This window comes from Methylomonas sp. LW13, from assembly GCF_016865255.1.
Lineage (GTDB): Bacteria > Pseudomonadota > Gammaproteobacteria > Methylococcales > Methylomonadaceae > Methylomonas.
In genome coordinates this window covers 1,687,640-1,705,778 of record NZ_CP033381.1, presented here as the reverse complement: position 1 = coordinate 1,705,778, position 18,139 = coordinate 1,687,640, and the positions used below count along the sequence as shown (strand labels likewise).

Here is an 18,139-nt window from a genome sequence, read left to right as displayed (position 1 = left end):
CGACAGACGTGCGCGGAGTGTCGGCCAAGCGGCCGTAAGCGCTTTGGGACGATGGCATCGAAACTGTTAAACTGCGACGCAGTTTATTAACCTATTCCCCAACCAAAGTCCATGCTCCGCATCATCTCCGCCAATCTAAACGGCATTCGGTCGGCAACCAGAAAAGGTTTTTACGACTGGTTAGACACCCAAAATCCAGACTTCGTCTGCCTACAAGAACTTAAAGCCCAGGCCGGCGATATGACAGCCGAGATGCTGACACCGAAAGGCCTGCACGGCTATTTTCATTATGCCGAAAAGAAAGGCTACAGCGGCGTCGGTATCTACAGCAAACAGCCGGCCGATAACGTCATTGAGGGCTTGGGCCATGCGGACATCGATAGCGAAGGCCGCTATCTGGAAGTGCAAGTCGGCAATCTATCGGTCATTTCCCTGTATCTGCCTTCCGGCTCCAGTAGCGAAGAGCGACAAACCGTCAAATACAGCGTGATGGAACGCTTCTATCCGCATCTTGCCGACTTGAAAGCCAGCGGCCGGGAAGTGGTCATTTGCGGCGACTGGAATATCGCCCATACGGAAGCCGATTTGAAAAACTGGCGCGGCAACCAGAAAAACTCCGGGTTTTTACCGGCTGAACGGTCCTGGATGACCCAAATATATGATGAGCTCGGCTGGGTAGATGTTTATCGCAGACTACATCCCGACGCTACCGACGCCTGCTACACGTGGTGGAGCAATCGTGGCCAGGCTTGGGCCAAAAATGTCGGTTGGCGAATCGATTACCAAGTCGCCACGCCGGGTATCGCCAATCGTGCACAGTCAACCAGCATTTTTAAAGAGCAACGCTTCAGCGACCATGCGCCATTGATCGTTGATTACGCAGACTAGCCGCCAATCGACAAACGCACCGAATTAGCGAAGCAGCTATTCGACTGACGCACCAGCCTGGTTACCGATGCCGAAAGGCGCACCAATTCAGATCAAAGTGTGCCATTGCCAGAGATCACCTACCGGTTTATTCACTAGCCTTTCAACCCATGACACCTTCATCTCCGCGGGAACAGCGACCAGGATACACGATGCAAACAGCTTGAATGGATCACTATCACCCCGGAACTTCGCTAGACTCAATTCAATCTTATATGCACCAACATTGTGCAACCATATGACACATAACCACGTATTCGAGCTGCTGCTAGGGTTCCCAAACATTTTAGCCGCCTTAATCGATATTGATCGTATTCCTAAGCATAAGGCTTAAAGCCTGGATAGCGATAAAAATCTCACTCCGCATCCACCCTTGCACTAACATGAACCATCAAATTGGGCAAACGCACTAATATTGTGCATTAGAGCCGTTTTTTATCAGACTAATGAAGCAATAAGGCAACTTTACGCTTGGCGCACAAATTGCTTATTCACTACAACTCTTAACACTTAAATTAACCCGTGCACAAAAAGATACTGGATCATTTAAACGAAGCAATCCTGCTGTTCGACAAGGACTTGCGCCTGACCTATATCAATCCCGCCGGCGAAATGCTGCTTGCCGACAGCGCCAAGCATTTGCTCGGCCAAACGGCGCACAAACTGTTCAAAACCGCGCACAACACGCTATTTAACGATTTATTACCCCGCTTGTATTTGCTCGAGCCGCTGGTCGATAGAGAATTAATCCTAGAACGGCTCAGCCAATCGATTACGGTTAACCTCAGCGCCACGCCCTTGCTCGAGGATGGGAAATTAAGCGAAATCCTGATCGAACTGCAACAGGTAGACCGGCATTTGCGGATCACCAAAGAAGAACAATTGCTGGCCCAGCAAAACACCAGCCGCATGCTGGTGCGCGGCCTGGCGCATGAAATCAAGAACCCGCTAGGTGGTTTGCGCGGCGCAGCACAATTGTTGGACCTGGAATTGCAAGATCCTGAATTAAAGGAATATACGCAAATCATTATCGCCGAATCGGACCGCTTGCAGGATCTGATGGACAAAATGCTCGGCCCCAACAAACCCGCGCATAAAAGCCAGCTGAATATTCACGAAGTACTGGAGCGCGTCCGGCACCTGGTTACGGTGGAGGCCGCCCACGGCATTATGCTGCAGACCAATTACGATCCGAGCATCCCGGAGATTTTCGCCGACAAAAACCAGCTGATCCAGGCCATACTCAATATCGTCCGCAACGCCGTACAAGCCGTGCAAAACCATGGCGTGATTACGATAAAAACCCGGGTGCAGCGGCATATGACTATAGGCCGCAAACGCTACAAGCTGACCGTCAAAATCGACATTATCGATAACGGCCCGGGCATCAAACCCGAGCTGATGGGACAGATTTTTTATCCGATGATCACCGGCCGCGCCGAGGGTACCGGACTTGGCCTGTCGATTGCTCAATCTTTGATCAACCAGCATAACGGCTTGATTGAATGCGAAAGCGAGCCGGGCAATACCGTATTTTCCATCTACCTACCTTTGGAGACGAATCATGCAAATACCTGACAAGGTCTGGATTGTCGATGATGACAAATCCATCCGCTGGGTACTTGAAAAAGCCTTGCAAAAAGCCGGCGTGCATACGCAAAGCTTCGCCAGCGCCAACGAATTGCTGAAATCGCTACCCGGCGGCTTACCGCAAGTGCTGATCACCGATATTCGCATGCCGGGCATGGACGGCTTCGAGTTACTGCGCAATATTCAAAACAGTTATCCGGATTTACCGGTGATCGTGATGACCGCGCATTCCGATCTGGAAAGCGCGGTGTCGGCATTTCACGGCGGCGCTTTCGAATACCTGCCCAAACCCTTTGACGTCACCGAAGTGGTCGAAACCGTACAACGCGCCTGCGCGCACAGCAAACAGCGGCAAAGCGACCTTGTGCAAGCCCCGCCTACCGTCGAGGAAACCCCGGAGATCATAGGCGAAGCGCCGGCCATGCAGGAAGTGTTTCGGGCGATAGGCCGTCTGGCCCGCTCGCATATCACAGTGTTAATTAATGGAGAATCGGGTACCGGCAAAGAACTGGTCGCCAAGGCCCTGCATCGTCACAGTCCGCGCGCGGACCAGCCATTCATTGCCTTGAATATGGCGGCCATCCCCAAAGACTTGATGGAATCGGAACTGTTCGGCCACGAAAAAGGCGCTTTTACCGGCGCCCAAGCCAGACGGATCGGCCGTTTCGAGCAGGCCAACAATGGCACATTGTTTCTGGATGAAATCGGCGACATGCCCGCCGAATTGCAAACCCGCTTGCTGCGGGTGCTGGCAGATAACGAGTTTTATCCGGTGGGCGCGCATACCTCAGTGCGAGTCAACGTGCGGATCATTGCCGCCACCCACCAGGACCTGGAAGCCTTGGTGGCGCAAGGCCGGTTTCGCGAAGATTTGTTTCACCGCCTGAACGTGATTCGGATTCATATCCCGCCCTTGCGCGAACGCCGGCAGGATATAGGCTTGTTGATGCGGCATTATCTCTATCAAAGCGCGAAGGAACTGAATACCGAAATCAAACTGTTAAAACCGGAAACCGAGGCATTTTTAAGCGGCTTGAGGTGGCCAGGCAACGTGCGGCAATTGGAGAATATCTGCCGCTGGCTGACGGTGATGGCCTCGGGCCGGGAAATTCATCTGGAAGATTTACCGCCGGAACTGACGCACAATAGCGGCGATTCCGCATCCGGCGACACAACACCGGGAGATTGGGAAAGCCAGTTTAAAAATTGGGTCAAGCAGCAATTATCGACCGGTAAAGTGGACATCGCCAAGCAGGCTATCCCCACCTTGGAAACCCTGTTGATCGAGGCGGCTTTGAATCATACGCATGGCCGCAAACACGAAGCAGCACTGTTATTGGGCTATGGCCGTAATACCTTGACCCGCAAAATCAAGGAGCTGGATATTAGAGAATAAGCGCAGCCGGAAAGCCGCCATTTCCGGCGCAGCTTGGTATTTGCGTCAGCCGTTTGCCGGGGCATTTTGACCGGCAAAAACCGGCAGGTTTTTTATCCGTTTAAATGCCATCGGTGTATACTCCCGCCGTCTGATTAACCTCAATAACAAGCAGAGAAGGTTCATATCTAATGGCGGATAAAACGGTAAGTAAACACCTGAGCAATCTTGAACGGCAGTTCGCGGCGAACGATCCGGTTTTGCAAAAAACCGCCAAGATATTCCAGGACCTGGATGAAATCGAGTTTGAACTGGGGTTGATCGATAACGACGAGACCACCGCACGCAAGACAAGTTGGTGGCCCATCGTCAGCACGCTGGGCGGTTACTCGCCCGCCAAATCAGACTTTGTTAATCGTTACCTGGGCGTGCAACTACACACCGCCCGCCATAAATTCACCGTACTGCAATATACGCCACAAACCAATACCGCGACGCTACCCGGCACCGCACTGGACGCCGACCACCGCTTACCTTTCTATCAAATCAGCCGTCAAATCGATTTGGTCGCCAACGGCGAAGGCAGCAAACTCAACGGCTATCTGGAACTGGTCACGGTCAATAGCAGCAAATTAAAAAACAAGCTGTTGATTGACACCCCGGTATTAAATCCGGCCGCGGAAAATCCAGTCTCCGGCCTGTTGCGAAAATACGTGATAGGCATCTCCGATTTGGTATTGGTATTTAACGACTTGTTCGAGGCCGATGCCGATTTGATTAAGGACACCCTGGCCGAGATCGTTGCTCACCAGGATGCCAATAAATTCATTTTCGTGATCGACCATTCGGAAATAACTATCGATGCGCTGAAAAGCCAAGAAATCGCCGCATCCTGGCAACGCCGCTTGGCCGAACTGGGCATCCACACCGGCCAATTTATTGTGTTATCGCAATCGGGCGATACTTCGCTGTTCGACCAGCGCTTCAACAACATCAATAACGATCGCTCTTACCGCATACTCGGTACGCTGGAAAACAGCATCCGCGCCATCGACGACACCATTTTTTCGGAAGTGGAAGAAGCGTTAACCACCTGGAAGGACAGATGCAACGCCTCCACCCTCATTGTGCTGGGCTTTATCGTAATGCTGATGTTATTTGCGGAAATTGCGGTGGGGATACTCGAACTACTGATCGACCCGATTATCGGCCCGGCCATCCTCGCAACACTGATTGCCTTATTGACGCCGCTACATATAATCGTCAGCCGCGTGCATGCCAAATTCCTGATCAAGCACTTGCACAAGCGGCAGAAACAATTGAATCTCAGTGAAGACTTGGCGGGTTTGTTTGAAAAAAGCCTGAGTTTCTGGCGAATTTTAATGCCCATCACCGACCCAGTCGGTAAAAACAAGAAAAACCGCAAAAAACTGAACGGTCTCATAGAACAAACCAAAGATCTGGTACAAGCATTGAACGACCAGTTCAGCCACGGTCAGCAACCGGAATATCGCAGCCAATACGACGCATATTCTTATGCCGACTCAGAGGAAAACTGATTAAGTAGCGTGCGTCGTGATGGAAATTTTCAGACATTATTTCCCGCTGTGCTGGTTCAATGTCTCGGTATTGGATCTGCCCAGATCGACGCGCTTTTTTAAAAACAATGCGATTTTTTATTTTATCGCGGTGTTTTTTATTCAATTCAACATGTCGGACGACATTGATTCAGCCTTCGAAGTGCTGCTGGAGACCTTGCTAACGCTGGGCTTTATCGCGCTGGTTTTACTGCTGAATAGAACTTTTAACACCTTCATACAAGTCGCGTCGGCTATTTTGTTTTGTGAAAATGTCGTCGCGATCTTTCTGATTCCTATCGTATTTTGGGTGACCGTAGCGGAAGATACGCCCAGCTATGCAACCTTGGCGTTGTTTTTGATGTGGGACATGGCGATTATTGCGCGGATATTTAAAGACGTATTGCAGGTTAATACTCCGGCCAGTTTGGTGGTGTCTTTATTCTATTTTCTAACCACTTACGGCGGGGCCTACGGCATCTACAGCTTAGTGGGCGGCTGAGGACTCCGGTTTAACGCCGTAATAATTCGACAGCACATCATAGGCGCCTTGCACGCCCGCAACCGCTGCCGCTTTCAAAGGTAAACAAGCCCCGCTCCATTGCTTGATCTTGCCATCGAAATAAAACGCCCATTCGCCCTGCCAGCAATCGCCTTTTTTGGCGATGCGACCCGCCATCACGGAGGTCACTTCGTAGCGAGCGGATACTGCCAACAAATTGCGGGAATCAGCTCCCAGCACTTCGCTTAGCGAAATTTTTTGCTGTTCTTCCAAATCCAGCATCGGAAATATCATCGGCACGCCCTTAATTTTGGACGCAAACGCCAATGCACTTTCCAACTCCGGCATGCTGTCAGCGTTGTAAAACCGCCGCCCCTCTTCGTCATCGACAACCAGCCACACCAGGGTTTCCGGCCGGATTTCACTCCAGATACCCACTTGGCTTTTGCGCATGACTTCCATCAATTGATCTTCATCAAACTGCACTCTAAGCAAGCGCGCGTCGGTATCAGGCAGTTCATCGGCGGAAATCAAGGAAAATTGCGATTGCTTGACATAGTTCTGCGCACTGGACAACGCCTGCTGCACTACCGGAATTTTGGAAATATCCTCAGACACCAAGACCCGACTCAAAACGGCATACATGGCCTGCTTGATTGCTTGCGTCCTATCCTCTGCGGATTGACTGTTGGCGATCAGTTCAATCTCATACAAACCTTTTACTTCGACAGCCTCCGCTATTGGGCAATTGCACAACAATCCCCACATACATAGGCTGAAAAACCCCGATTTACCCTTCATAAAAACCTTGACCACAAGCCTACCCTGACAGTGCATTAATGGGAACTATAGTACAATATCGCCCGTTTCAACCTTAACTTTAACGAGAGACTGACATTGAGCGAACAACAACAAGACCGCCTGAATTATAAAAGCGCGGGCGTCGATATTGAAGCCGGCAACGCTTTAGTCGAACGCATCAAACCCATCGCGGCCAAAACCCGTAATGCGGGCGTCATGGCCGGTTTAGGCGGCTTCGGTTCGCTGTTCGAATTACCGCTGGATCGCTATAAACAGCCGGTATTGGTCTCCGGCACCGACGGCGTCGGCACCAAATTGAAACTGGCTTTGGATTTAAACATCCACAACAGCGTCGGCATCGACCTGGTAGCGATGTGCGTGAACGACATCATCGTCCAGGGCGCTGAACCGCTGTTTTTCCTGGATTATTTCGCCACCGGCAAACTGGAAGTCGATACCGCCGCCAACGTCATCGAAGGCATAGGCAAAGGCTGCGAGCAATCCGGCGCGGCTTTGGTTGGTGGTGAAACGGCGGAAATGCCCGGCATGTATGCCGATGGCGATTACGACTTGGCAGGCTTTTGCGTCGGCATCGTCGAAAAAGATCGCATCATCGACGGCAGCCAAGTCAAAGCCGGCGACAAACTGATCGCCCTGGCCTCGTCCGGCCCGCATTCCAACGGCTATTCCTTGATTCGCAAAATCGTCGCCCGTAGTGGTCTGGGTTGGTCCGACAATGTCAACGGCAAACCACTAGGCGAAACCCTGCTGACCCCGACCCGCATCTACGTCAAACCCTTGCTGGAATTGCTGAAGACCGTACCGGTACACGCAATGGCCCATATCACCGGCGGCGGCATCACCGAAAATCTGCCGCGTGTGCTGCCCGATGGTTTGAACGCGAGCGTTCAGCTATCCGCCTGGCAATTGCCGGAGATTTTTGCCTGGCTGCAAGAACAAGGCAATGTCGAATTAGCCGACATGCTGGTTACCTTCAACTGCGGCATCGGCATGATAGTCTGCGTCGCGGCAGAAGACGAAGCCGCTACCTTGGAAATATTGGCACAGCAAGGCGAAACCGCCTTCAGCATCGGCGACATAGTCCTCGGCGACGGCAAACCACACGTAATCTACTCCTGACTCTGAAAATATCTCCGCCATGCCTGAAATCCACAGGCATGGCGTTAAAAGATCTTCAGTTTCATCTGCGATCAATTCAACACCAAGAAGGTCATTTCCTGATCAGTGAGTTGCCAACGGCTTTGAAGCAAGCCACCTCATGTCGCCATTCCTAAAGAAATTGCCAATATCTTGAACTACGGTGATTAAGCTTTGCGGCGAACGCCCAAAAAACCTAACAATGCGGAACCGAACAACCAAACTGCGCCAGGGACTGGTACGGCTGCTAACGCAGTGCCTGATACCGTTACCATATCAAAACGCCAGGTGCCGGTAGAACCATAAGTACCGGTTGGAGAAGATGCCGCGTATGCGCTTGTTGAAGGCGCGAATGCCGCTAAGACACGAAAGCCGAAATTAGCATTGTTGGCTACCCCGGCGATACTGCTGAAATCGACTGAACGGCCGTTGAACCAAGTATCGCCTGCTGCGCCGCTAAACAAGGCAAAATCAGTCCAGGTACTACCGTCCGTAGTGTATTGCACTTGCTCATATTTAGAAGACGTATTGCTGTGGCGTAAGTCGTAACTAACCTGAATGTTATTGAAACCCACCGTGCTAACCAGATACCGCGTACCGCGGGTTTTATTGCCGGCACCTTGAGCCGCATAACTGGTGGTATTCCAACCACTGTCATCGCCTATCGCCGGGTCGGATGAACCGCCACTCGCATCGCCGCTAGCAAAAGTTGCTGTGGTGCCTCCTACCAGCGAAGCCGAGCCGCTACCGATGCTAGGGGCGCCTGTGCCGGTACCGGTGGCTGAATCAGCAGGATTCGAGTTGAAATTCCATTGCGTAATTACAGCCGCTTCCGCGCCGGCGCTTACAGATAGAACCACTAGCGCGCTAGCCATCATCATTTTTTTGTTCATGTTTGGATTCTCTTAATTATTGGTGGTCAAGAAGACATTTCCGGACTGCTTATCGGGCCCGGAAGACTATCCATCACAAAAAAGCCCGACATAAAGTCGGGCTTTCGATCAATCAATTTGGGAACACGCCCTGCCCCTTAAGCAATCAGGCTTCACGGCGGCGCAGGCCGATCATGCCGGCAATTGCTGAACCGAACAACCAAACCGCCCCAGGTACCGGTACTGGCGCAGCAGTCAACTCAATGGTGCGATCAATGCCATCAGCTGGATGCTGCACGTTGATATACGCTTTGTTTGGATTGAATTTGTCGAAATACAAACCGGTGCTTTCAGCACCTTGAGTAGTCAAACTGATCCATTTGGAGAGAGACTCGGCAACCCCGTCACGATCTGCATCCTTGGCAAACCATACATCTTCCACACCACCATCTTGATCTTCAACGATGTAGATATTGCCTTCAGCATCAATAGCCAAGTTATCGGCATTTTTGAATTCACCGCCTGCCGCCAAACCAGTCGCCAAATCGATGGTGTTGCTGTCGGCAAACAGTTTGACTTCGCTAGTGCCAAGATCAATAGAATAAACGCGGCTACGGCCGGTGCCTTGGTTGCCGTCGGTGTCTGAATCGGTAGTCGTGAAGTACAAAAACTGGTTACCGTTAGCCAAGTTTTGAATTTCCATGTCTTCAGGGCGATTAAAACCTGTGCCTTTTACAGCGGCATTATCGGCGCTGACGCGGCCGTCGATCGTGCCGTCGCTAAGCTGTGCGGAAATACCGGCTAAAACGCCACCGTTGACATCGGTAATAGCTTCCCATGTTGATGCACCGGTGATAGCAGCACCGGTAGTGCCTTCAAACTGGGCTCCTGCACCGACTTTTAAAGCAAATGTTTGCCCAGCGGCAAAAAAGCTGTCGCCGCTAGTGGCAAATGGATTGGCCGATACGTATTTGTATACAGAACCACCGTTCAATTCATCGACAAAATACAAGTTGTTGTTTTTGTCGAACGCCAAACCTTCGTGAGAAACGCGCGGCAGAATGGAACGTTGGATAAATGTGCCGCCATTCGCCGCCGCACTGGTGGCATTGATCACTTCAAACAAACGACCCTTACTGCTACCTGCACCCCAAGATTCTTCAGCCGTCAAATAGCCGCCCCATGGTGTCCACAAAGAAGCATCGCCGGAAACAAAACCTTGCGTACCTGGCGCAACGATAGTGGTGGTGCGCGAGTTGTAGTCGTTATTCCAAAGATCGATACGTTGCACGCCCGCGGAACCGGTTTCGAACGGCATGAACAAATAACGACCGGCGTCAGGACCGGTTTCGTTGGCGGCTATCATATCCCAGCTACCTGAATTGGAACCTGGCACCAAGGTGTTTTGGGTCTTACGGTCGGCGATGGTTTGTTGAGTAAAATTGGGCGAAGACAATTTATAAGGTGTCGCTGAACCTGGGTTAACAGGAACCGTGTTGCCTGTCATTGGCGTAAAATTGTCGAATTCGGTAGAAGCCGCTTGCGCAGTCAAAGGTGAAACGCCAGCGGTAACAGCTGCGGCAATCAGAGTTAATTTAAAAGCTTTCATAAAAAAGTCATTCCTAAAGCAAAGTCGGTTAATTGTTTTTGGTCTTCCGCAAAAATCTGCCTCACAGAATTTGCAGAAAGAATGTTAACCAGCGCTCAAGAAATTAAAGTTGCAGTTCTGTTAAGTTTTCGTGACATGTAATACGCCGCTAGTACTCATTATGTTGCGACTAAAATCACCTTATCTACTCCCACTGGCAGCCACTCCTGCCCTTCAACCCAGAAGAATTTGAATCCCCGACGATGTCTGGCGACAAACGTCGTGCCCATCAGGGACTCAGCATGGCCATTAGGCTACAAGACGCTCAAGAGCGGATATTGCACTCCTGTCCCTAAAAAAAGTTTGGCGAAATAAGTCCGAATGGACGAAAACTGCTTATTTTCTCTGTTTTGCTCAAGAAACCTCAGCGAATTGGCATGTGCAGAACGGCACATCATCAAATATTTCCAGAATACAGAATTGCTTCAGTAACACCGAAAGACACCCAACATGAGAAAAGCATCAACTGGAGAACTGCGCACAGAAAACCGCACGCACGTTTCGGAGGAAAGGGAGATTTAACGGCAGTCCCTATCGGTGACAGGGAAATTAAGAACCGGGTGAAAATTTGTCACCAGGGGTTTTACCGATTACACAAACGATTTTGGACGGTATTTTGTACAAGCAATAAAAAAGGCCTAGGTGAAAAAACCTAAGCCTTTGATATATATGGAGCTGGCGATGGGACTCGAACCCGCGACCGGCTGATTACAAATTTGAAGGCCCGCTATTTCCTGCTGATTACTCAACCTTAACGAACCTTTACAAACCGCGGCCTACAGCCTATCATAGCCTTAACGGTGCTACACCAAAAACGCTAAAATTTAACCGAAAGCGTAGCACCAGCGTAGCACCAGAAAACGAGGGCATGATATGGAAACGCATTTCAGCTTTACCAAGCCACAACTTGAAGCACTGGCAGAACCTGCGCCCGGCGAACGTGTCATTTATCACGACACCCACAAAAACGCCGCAGGCTTGCAACTTCGAGTTACCAGCACCAGCAAAACCTTTTTCATTCAAAAGCGAGTGGACGGCAAGCCGGAGCGCGTCACCGTTGGCAAGTTTCCGGACTATTCGATTGAAAACGCCAGAAAGGAAGCGGCGAGACTTAGCGCGCTGATTGCCGAGGGAATCAACCCCAACAACGACGCCAGAGCCTTAAAAACTGAAACCACCTTACAAGAACTATTCGACAGCTTTTTACAGCATCGTCGAAACAAACGCGGCGCGTTTCTTTCGGAGAAAACCAAACGGAGTTACCGCTACGACTTCGGGCTGTACCTTGGCAAGTGGAGCGGGCGCAAGCTGTCACAGTTCAAAGATACCGACTTCGGCAAGTTACATTCAGAGATCGGCAAAGAACACCCCACCACGGCAAACCGAGTAATAGCAATGGCGTCTAGTCTGTTTGGCTATGCCGCCGAGCGTAAGCTATTCAAAGGGGCGAACCCTGCCCACGGTATCAAGAAATACCCAGAAACCAAGCGCGACCGCTTTTTACAATCCGACGAATTACCGGCTTTTTTTACCGCACTAGCCGAGGAACCCAACGACACGCTACGAGATTACTTTTTAATATCGCTGCTAACAGGTGCTAGGCGTTCCAATGTACAAGAAATGGAGTGGAGCCAGATCAACTTTGGCCGGGCAGAGTGGCGGATACCAACAACCAAAAACGGCGAACCGCAAACCGTAACCTTATCCGCCGAGGCGCTGGAAATACTACGCAATCGGCAAAGCTGCGACCCTGTTTGGGTTTTTCCTGGCACTGGCTCAACTGGTCATTTAGTCGAGCCTAAGAAAGCATGGCGGCGCGTCTTAGATCGAGCGGGGATTGACAATTTGAGGATTCACGACTTACGCCGCACCCTTGGAAGCTGGCAAGCTAAAACCGGCGCATCGCTGGCGATAGTCGGCAAAAGCCTTAACCACAAATCACCATCGACAACGGCGATTTATGCACGGCTTGACCTTGACCCCGTGCGAGAGTCAGTAGACCGGGCAACCGGCGCAATGTTGGCCGCTGCTGGACTAAAACCGGCTGGCGAAGTAGTAGAGCTAAAGGCAAAAGCAAAATAAAACCGAATTTAACCCGCTAGGCTTAGCGGCTGAAAACTGGAATCGTCAACCAGTTGCGGGTTAATCCTTTCATTGACGGCTTGCACTTTTGACGGGGTGTTAATGGCAAAATCAATATCTGAACTATTTTCTCCTGTACAGCCAAAGCAGCGTGTTTTGGATGAACTGGGAAGTGTTGAAAGTCTATTGGACGAAATAGCTATCTTTATCTTTGGAAAACTAGACAAGCCTAAGTTAATCGCTGCCGTTCATGCTAATGACACGGAGTATCTAAACAGCTTTCAAAAGGAGCTTTGCGCTAAGTCCGTGCGAGATATTGAGTTGGCAAAAGGTCTCGTAAACAATTGGGATGATATGGTTGGAGCTTATGAGCTTATTGCCAAGGTCAATTTTAATCGCGGTGTTTTATTGGAGGAATATTTCAGCTCAGAGCAGAAAATAGAACAATCAAGAAACGGTGGCGGTAACAAGCTTGGCTACGAAGGCCCGATTAAGCAATATGTCAGAAGGGCTTGCGAACAACTTTGTCTTGATAAATTACCCGTCAAACAAGCGGCGGCAAGGATTGCCAAATTATTTGAGGATAGCGCAGAGCTTGAGATTTACCACCCCGGCGAAATCTGCCCGATTGAAGTAATAGAGTATGACCGTGACACAGGGACATTGTCCTACTTTGATCGACGCGCACCCGATAAACAAAAATCACCGGTCGATGATAAGCGCCTGCAAAAACTCATTAGACAAATAAGGGAACCTAAAAAATCCGAATAGCAGCTATTCGGGAAAATCGAAGTTTTTAATTGCCATGAAATTTAACGAAACACAAAGGAGTTTCTTAGCATGGCAATATCTACACCCAACCAACCAAAAGACGAGATTTTAGGCAACACTGACGCGGCGGATTATATCGGCGTCACACCACGCACCTTAGAAGTATGGCGCTGCACCAAGCGTTATCAAATCCCGTTTATCAAAGTCGGTCGATTGGTGAAATACCGTAAATCGGCGCTGGATGCTTTCCTTGAGTCTCGCACTGTCGGCGTGGAGGTTTGAGCCGATGACGGACAACAAAAAAGCCGCCCCGGTCTGGCAACTGGGAACGGCTTCAAAATCATTCTGCGAATGCCATTTTACCCAGGTCTCGCGCCGCGTAAAAGCGGCAATTTACAAGCTGGCCCCTTGGTTGTTTTTCATGGGGGTGCTGCATGGTTAATGCTGTCGAATCGTTTAAAACAGCGATACAGGCTCACGGCCTGCAACCGCCGGACGCCATCCAGCCGGGCAAGTTTCACCGTTTCCCCGGTATCGACAAAAAAAGCGGCGATGATGCCGGATGGTGCAAGTTATTCGATGATGGGCGCGGCGGCGTGTTTGGCGACTTTTCCGCCGGATTAGATGAACACTGGCAAGCAGAAACTGAACGCACCTACAGTACCGAGGAACGGCAAGCTTTTCGCCAACACTGTGAAGCCGAACGCAAGGCGCGGGATGCCGAACAGTTGCAACAGCATGAAGCCACGGCAGCAAAAGCCGCTGAAATTCTGGCGGTGGCTGGTGGCGATCCGGCGCAACACTCTTACACACTGAAAAAAGACTTGTCGTTTGGCCCAAGGGTGAAGCGTGGCGAGTGGACGCAACGCGGCTGGCCTGATGCTTTGTTGCTCCCGATTTACAGCGCAGACGGCAAACTGTGGACGTTGGAAGCGATCAACACCGACGGCGAAAAAGATTACCTGAAAGGCGGACGCAAGCGCGGCGGCTTCCATCCATTGGGCAAGATTCGCGGCGCTAGTCGGGTGCTGATTGGTGAAGGCTTGGCAACCGTGGCGGCGGTTCATGCGGTCGACGGTGCGCCGGGCGTGGCCGCGATGGATGCCGGGAACTTATCCGCCGTGGCGCTGGCCGTGCGTAATATGGCCCCAGATGCCGAGCTGATCCTGTTGGCCGACAATGACGTTAAACCGGATGGCAGCAACCCAGGCTTAAAAGCGGCTACCGAAGCGGCTATGGCTATCGGTGGGCGCGTGGTTATTCCAGAGCTGAACGGCGCAAAATGTGACTTTTGGGATTTATGGCGGCAACACGGCGCGGACGCCGTGCGCGGTGCCCTGGTAAAGTTTCAGGATGTTGCGACCGTGACAGCTGCGACTGATAGCACTGAAAGCCATTGGCCGAAACCACAACCCTTAACCGCCAAAATCGAACCGGAAGCCTACCCGCTTGATGCTTTGCCGGGTGCGATCCTGGCGGCGGTCGAAGAAGTCGCCGGATTCATCAAGGCACCGTTTCCACTGGTGGCCGGTTCTGCCTTGGGTGCGCTGTCGCTGGCGACCCAAGCCCATTGCGACATAAAACGCGCCGAACGACTGACCGGGCCTGCTGGCTTGTTCCTGTTGAGCATTGCCGATTCCGGCGAACGGAAAACCACTTGCGACGGCTTTTTTACTAAAGCCATTCACGAGTATGAAGCCGAGCAAGCCGAGCTAGCTAAGCCATTGCTGAAAGATTATGCGGCGGAATTGTCGGCCTGGAATGCGGAACGGGAAGGCGTTTTGTCTGCGATCAAGGATGCCGGAAAAAAGGGCAAGGACACGCGACAACAGAAAGACGATTTAATCGAGCTTGAACGCCACAAACCGGAACCGCCAAGAATACCCAGATTGATTTTAGGCGATGAAACCCCGGAAAACCTAGCCTATACCCTGGCTAAAAACTGGCCGTCGGCGGGCGTGGTATCGAGTGAGGCAGGCGTGGTGTTTGGGGCGCATGGCATGGGCAAAGATTCAGTCATGCGGAACATGGCTTTATTGAACGTGCTATGGGATGGCGGCTCTTTATCTATTGGGCGGCGGTCGTCGGAATCCTTTACCGTTCAAGACGCAAGGCTCACCGTGGCTTTGCAGATTCAGGAAGCCACCTTGCGGGCATTCTTCGATAAATCCGGCGGGCTGGCGCGTGGAACCGGCTTTCTGGCGCGTTTCCTGGTGGCGTGGCCGGAATCAACCCAAGGCTTTCGCCCTTTTACTGATCCGCCGGACACCTGGCCGAAACTGGCCGCGTTTCATCGTCGGATTGCCGAAATACTGAATACACCGGCACCACTGACCGAGCAAGGTACATTGGAACCGGCCATGCTGACATTCACACCGGCAGCAAAGGCGGCTTGGGTAGCCTTTCACGATGCTTTGGAAATTGAATTGCGATCCGGCGGCGAACTTTACGACGTGCGGGATGTTGCCAGTAAAACCGCCGATAACGCGGCAAGGTTGGCGGCGCTGTTTCATGTCTTTACGCATGGCATAGGCGGCGCGGTCGATGTTGATAGCTTTGAAGGTGCAAGCCAGATTGCAGCCTGGCACTTATCTGAAGCAAGGCGCTTTTTTGGTGAACTGGCCTTGCCGGTCGAATTGGCGAACGCGGCGCGGCTGGATGCCTGGTTGATCGAGTACGGCAAGCGGGAACGGACGCATATTATCCCCCGCCGTGAAGCGCAACGATCCGGGCCGGTTCGTGATAAGGACGCACTGAAACACGCCTTGCAGGAGCTGGACGAATTAGGCCGGGCGCGTTTGGTGGTAGAAGGTCGCCGCAAAGAGATTTTCATCAACCCGGCTTTGCTGGTCGAGGGGGAATAATGGCGCTGTCTGCCTTGATTCATAAAAGCAAATCTGGACACCTTGCGACGTTGACACTTGCGACAATTGCGACACAAGACACAGAAACCCGGCCAACTGTCGCAAAAGTCGCAACTGTCACAGTCGCAAACCCTCAGGAATCAAAAAACACACTGCTATCAATCGCAGACAGTCAAAAGCTGCTGGCCTACCTGGACGCTATCGGCGAAACAGATCAAGCCAGCATCGACGAATATCTAACGGAGTGCGGCAAGGATGCCGAAACCCTGGCAAGGGAGTTGCAGCAGGCCGGCGATTGCTTACAGATCAAAACCGGCGACTATACCGGGCTGGTGCAATGCACAGGCTGTCACCATCTGGCCGGCGACACCTGCAATCGGCACGGCTGGCGCGTCGTCGTCGATAAATGGCGGCGATGTTCTGACCATGCCACGGCACCGGCAACCATTACTTGCAAATCATGCGGCCATTTCCAGAGCTTCAACGGTCATGGCGGCGGGGCTGGTGCGTGTGGTGCTGGCGTTCAACCCTTCGGCGCTTGTTGGTGGGCTGATACGGTTCACGAGTGCGATAAATATCAAGCCTTGGAGGCTGGAAAATGAGCAATGACTTTCCCGTCGAGATAGACGGCAAAACGGGCGAGGTTGAAACCCTACCCCCGCAGAAAGGCCAGCGTTACCGCTGCAAGCTGGACACGATGCAAGATGTGCGGCGCGAAATGGCTAAGGTATATCGTGAGGCGCGTTCCGGCGTGGTCGATGTTCAAGACGCGACAAAACTAACATGGTGCTTGCAGGCTGTCGGCAAGGTTATTGAAGGGAGCGATTTAGAGAAGCGAATAGAAGCATTGGAGAATAAGCAATGAGTATCAAAACAAGATTATCGAAACTAGAAGAAGCGAATACCAAGCCCGAACCAGATAAGCGGCAAGCCGAGGCCATAGCCAACACAAAGGCATGGCTTGCGGAAATATTAGCCGCTGCGGGCAGGCCTAATCTTAAATCTGTAACAGTCCCTTATCACAACCCTAAGCAATGGCTAGAAGATACCTTTAGGGCCATAACCAAAGATAGACTATGAGCATTAAACAGCGAGTCGCAAAACTGGAAAACCAACAGCCGCAGGTCGGCGGATGGGTGCGGATTATCGTAGGCGTGGGCGAAAGCGAGGCCACAGCAAATGCGAAATGGTTGGCGGATAATACGGACGAACCGCTGCCAGAAAACATCATCTATCGCGTTATCGTTGAGGCGTAACCCCTAGCCAAACTAGCCGGGTAACACCGGCTTTTTGATGTTTTTTACAAAGTGCTTTATTGGTCAGCTAACAGTTTCTTTTTCAGAGCGTTGAATTCTGTTTCCGTTATCGCCCCTGAATCCTTTAAATCTTTTAGCTTGTTAATCTCGGTGTAAAGGTCTTTGGTTTTAGGGCTTGCGTTTGGCTGTTGGTGGATTGTCTGGTCAATCTCTATCCGCTGAGCCTGATTTTTAGCAGTGTCAAAATCCCCCTTGCGTCCGAAATTCGATACTTTGCCATCACGAATAGCCACATAGTAATCTTGCGGAAAGTTGCCATCCGCTGCAATAACGGTTTTAACCCAACTGTATTGCATGTATTCAACCCCTTCATTCGCTGAGATTGATTTAGGCGGGCCGAGTATTGCTAACACTTCCTGCTTAGGCATGCCGATTGAAATTTGATTTAGTTGGTCAGCAGTGCCGAAAACCATTGCCATACATCCAGTTAGGGAGACGGCAATAATGATAATTAGTGATCTAATCATAAAACACAAATGTGATAATGTAACAATCAGGCCGGGTAACACCGGCTTTTTTATTGCCTGACCGGGGCAGATATTATTTTTTTAGGTCGCCGAGTGCTTAACTAAATACAGCGTGTTTTAATCGAAGCCGTAGCACTAGCGTAGCACCAATAAAAAAGGCCTAGGTGAAAAAACACCTAAGCCTTTGAT

The 18,139-nt window shown here is 51.2% G+C and carries 19 protein-coding genes; 15 read left to right on the top strand and 4 right to left on the bottom strand.

Going from position 1 to position 18,139, the window contains the following annotated elements:
- Positions 1 to 111 precede the first annotated feature (111 nt).
- The 5 genes from JL719_RS07700 (at position 112) to JL719_RS07680 (ending at position 5,971) form a co-directional block, all read left to right on the top strand.
- Positions 112 to 888, top strand: coding sequence for an exodeoxyribonuclease III (locus JL719_RS07700; RefSeq protein WP_033157302.1), 777 nt, complete (start codon positions 112 to 114; stop codon positions 886 to 888).
- Positions 889 to 1,449: 561 nt separating this feature from the next.
- On the top strand, positions 1,450 to 2,505 hold the full coding sequence (gene glnL / locus JL719_RS07695; protein ID WP_033157300.1) for a nitrogen regulation protein NR(II): 1,056 nt from the start codon (positions 1,450 to 1,452) through the stop codon (positions 2,503 to 2,505).
- A complete protein-coding gene (ntrC, locus tag JL719_RS07690) occupies positions 2,492 to 3,913 on the top strand; it encodes a nitrogen regulation protein NR(I) (RefSeq protein ID WP_033157299.1) in 1,422 nt (473 codons plus the stop codon). The genes glnL and ntrC overlap by 14 nt, the downstream gene beginning before the upstream one ends.
- 170 nt (positions 3,914 to 4,083) lie before the next feature.
- Positions 4,084 to 5,451: a P-loop NTPase family protein gene (locus JL719_RS07685; RefSeq protein ID WP_033157298.1), complete on the top strand. Its 1,368-nt coding sequence runs from the start codon at positions 4,084 to 4,086 to the stop codon at positions 5,449 to 5,451.
- Between the two features lie 19 nt (positions 5,452 to 5,470).
- Positions 5,471 to 5,971, top strand: coding sequence for a hypothetical protein (locus JL719_RS07680; protein ID WP_033157297.1), 501 nt, complete (start codon positions 5,471 to 5,473; stop codon positions 5,969 to 5,971).
- On the opposite strand, the gene JL719_RS07675 is transcribed toward JL719_RS07680, so the two are convergent.
- Positions 5,957 to 6,772, bottom strand: a complete 816-nt coding sequence (locus tag JL719_RS07675) for a DUF2066 domain-containing protein (RefSeq protein WP_225893054.1) — start codon at positions 6,770 to 6,772, stop codon at positions 5,957 to 5,959. The genes JL719_RS07680 and JL719_RS07675 overlap by 15 nt on opposite strands.
- Positions 6,773 to 6,868: 96 nt before the next feature.
- Here JL719_RS07675 and purM point away from each other — a divergent pair, with 96 nt between their 5' ends.
- Entirely contained in the window at positions 6,869 to 7,912 is a 1,044-nt protein-coding gene (purM, locus tag JL719_RS07670) for a phosphoribosylformylglycinamidine cyclo-ligase (RefSeq protein WP_033157295.1), read from the top strand.
- 185 nt (positions 7,913 to 8,097) lie between these two features.
- Here the strand turns inward: purM and JL719_RS07665 are convergent, their stop codons facing one another.
- Together JL719_RS07665 and JL719_RS07660 are read right to left on the bottom strand one after the other, a co-directional pair.
- Entirely contained in the window at positions 8,098 to 8,823 is a 726-nt protein-coding gene (locus JL719_RS07665; RefSeq protein WP_033157294.1) for a PEP-CTERM sorting domain-containing protein, read from the bottom strand.
- Positions 8,824 to 8,968: 145 nt separating this feature from the next.
- A complete protein-coding gene (locus JL719_RS07660; protein WP_033157293.1) occupies positions 8,969 to 10,411 on the bottom strand; it encodes an alkaline phosphatase PhoX in 1,443 nt (480 codons plus the stop codon).
- A 912-nt stretch (positions 10,412 to 11,323) separates the two neighbouring features.
- Between JL719_RS07660 and JL719_RS07655 the strand changes: the two genes are divergently transcribed.
- From JL719_RS07655 to JL719_RS07615, 9 genes are all read left to right on the top strand, one after another.
- Positions 11,324 to 12,532: a tyrosine-type recombinase/integrase gene (locus JL719_RS07655; protein ID WP_033157292.1), complete on the top strand. Its 1,209-nt coding sequence runs from the start codon at positions 11,324 to 11,326 to the stop codon at positions 12,530 to 12,532.
- 102 nt (positions 12,533 to 12,634) lie between these two features.
- The gene (locus JL719_RS07650) at positions 12,635 to 13,303 is read left to right on the top strand and encodes a hypothetical protein (RefSeq protein ID WP_033157291.1); all 669 of its coding nucleotides are present in this window, start codon (positions 12,635 to 12,637) and stop codon (positions 13,301 to 13,303) included.
- Positions 13,304 to 13,372: 69 nt separating this feature from the next.
- Positions 13,373 to 13,585, top strand: coding sequence for a helix-turn-helix domain-containing protein (locus tag JL719_RS07645; protein ID WP_033157290.1), 213 nt, complete (start codon positions 13,373 to 13,375; stop codon positions 13,583 to 13,585).
- 4 nt (positions 13,586 to 13,589) lie between these two features.
- Positions 13,590 to 13,745 (top strand): hypothetical protein, encoded by a 156-nt coding sequence (locus JL719_RS07640; protein WP_165385937.1) that lies wholly within the window; start codon positions 13,590 to 13,592, stop codon positions 13,743 to 13,745.
- Positions 13,738 to 16,167, top strand: a complete 2,430-nt coding sequence (locus JL719_RS07635; protein ID WP_033157289.1) for a DUF3987 domain-containing protein — start codon at positions 13,738 to 13,740, stop codon at positions 16,165 to 16,167. Before JL719_RS07640 ends, JL719_RS07635 begins: the two co-directional genes overlap by 8 nt.
- Positions 16,168 to 16,217: 50 nt before the next feature.
- The gene (locus JL719_RS07630; protein ID WP_165385936.1) at positions 16,218 to 16,769 is read left to right on the top strand and encodes a hypothetical protein; all 552 of its coding nucleotides are present in this window, start codon (positions 16,218 to 16,220) and stop codon (positions 16,767 to 16,769) included.
- Positions 16,766 to 17,032 carry a hypothetical protein gene (locus JL719_RS07625; protein ID WP_033157287.1) on the top strand — a complete coding sequence of 89 codons (267 nt, stop codon included), beginning with the start codon at positions 16,766 to 16,768 and terminating at the stop codon, positions 17,030 to 17,032. Before JL719_RS07630 ends, JL719_RS07625 begins: the two co-directional genes overlap by 4 nt.
- The gene (locus JL719_RS07620; protein ID WP_033157286.1) at positions 17,029 to 17,247 is read left to right on the top strand and encodes a hypothetical protein; all 219 of its coding nucleotides are present in this window, start codon (positions 17,029 to 17,031) and stop codon (positions 17,245 to 17,247) included. Before JL719_RS07625 ends, JL719_RS07620 begins: the two co-directional genes overlap by 4 nt.
- Positions 17,244 to 17,423, top strand: coding sequence for a hypothetical protein (locus JL719_RS07615; protein ID WP_033157285.1), 180 nt, complete (start codon positions 17,244 to 17,246; stop codon positions 17,421 to 17,423). The genes JL719_RS07620 and JL719_RS07615 overlap by 4 nt, the downstream gene beginning before the upstream one ends.
- Positions 17,424 to 17,479: 56 nt before the next feature.
- On the opposite strand, the gene JL719_RS07610 is transcribed toward JL719_RS07615, so the two are convergent.
- Positions 17,480 to 17,950, bottom strand: a complete 471-nt coding sequence (locus JL719_RS07610; RefSeq protein ID WP_084153323.1) for an SHOCT domain-containing protein — start codon at positions 17,948 to 17,950, stop codon at positions 17,480 to 17,482.
- Positions 17,951 to 18,139: the final 189 nt, after the last annotated feature.

Coding starts and splice junctions, on each gene's coding strand:
- JL719_RS07625 (WP_033157287.1), top strand. CDS start 16,766: ATGAGCAATGACTTTCCCGTCGAGATAGACGGCAAAACGGGCGAGGTT.
- ntrC (WP_033157299.1), top strand. CDS start 2,492: ATGCAAATACCTGACAAGGTCTGGATTGTCGATGATGACAAATCCATC.
- JL719_RS07665 (WP_033157294.1), bottom strand. CDS start 8,823: ATGAACAAAAAAATGATGATGGCTAGCGCGCTAGTGGTTCTATCTGTA.
- JL719_RS07635 (WP_033157289.1), top strand. CDS start 13,738: ATGGTTAATGCTGTCGAATCGTTTAAAACAGCGATACAGGCTCACGGC.
- JL719_RS07620 (WP_033157286.1), top strand. CDS start 17,029: ATGAGTATCAAAACAAGATTATCGAAACTAGAAGAAGCGAATACCAAG.
- JL719_RS07615 (WP_033157285.1), top strand. CDS start 17,244: ATGAGCATTAAACAGCGAGTCGCAAAACTGGAAAACCAACAGCCGCAG.
- JL719_RS07640 (WP_165385937.1), top strand. CDS start 13,590: ATGACGGACAACAAAAAAGCCGCCCCGGTCTGGCAACTGGGAACGGCT.
- JL719_RS07610 (WP_084153323.1), bottom strand. CDS start 17,950: ATGATTAGATCACTAATTATCATTATTGCCGTCTCCCTAACTGGATGT.
- JL719_RS07680 (WP_033157297.1), top strand. CDS start 5,471: ATGGAAATTTTCAGACATTATTTCCCGCTGTGCTGGTTCAATGTCTCG.
- JL719_RS07675 (WP_225893054.1), bottom strand. CDS start 6,772: ATGAAGGGTAAATCGGGGTTTTTCAGCCTATGTATGTGGGGATTGTTG.
- JL719_RS07645 (WP_033157290.1), top strand. CDS start 13,373: ATGGCAATATCTACACCCAACCAACCAAAAGACGAGATTTTAGGCAAC.
- JL719_RS07685 (WP_033157298.1), top strand. CDS start 4,084: ATGGCGGATAAAACGGTAAGTAAACACCTGAGCAATCTTGAACGGCAG.
- JL719_RS07655 (WP_033157292.1), top strand. CDS start 11,324: ATGGAAACGCATTTCAGCTTTACCAAGCCACAACTTGAAGCACTGGCA.
- JL719_RS07700 (WP_033157302.1), top strand. CDS start 112: ATGCTCCGCATCATCTCCGCCAATCTAAACGGCATTCGGTCGGCAACC.
- JL719_RS07660 (WP_033157293.1), bottom strand. CDS start 10,411: ATGAAAGCTTTTAAATTAACTCTGATTGCCGCAGCTGTTACCGCTGGC.
- JL719_RS07650 (WP_033157291.1), top strand. CDS start 12,635: ATGGCAAAATCAATATCTGAACTATTTTCTCCTGTACAGCCAAAGCAG.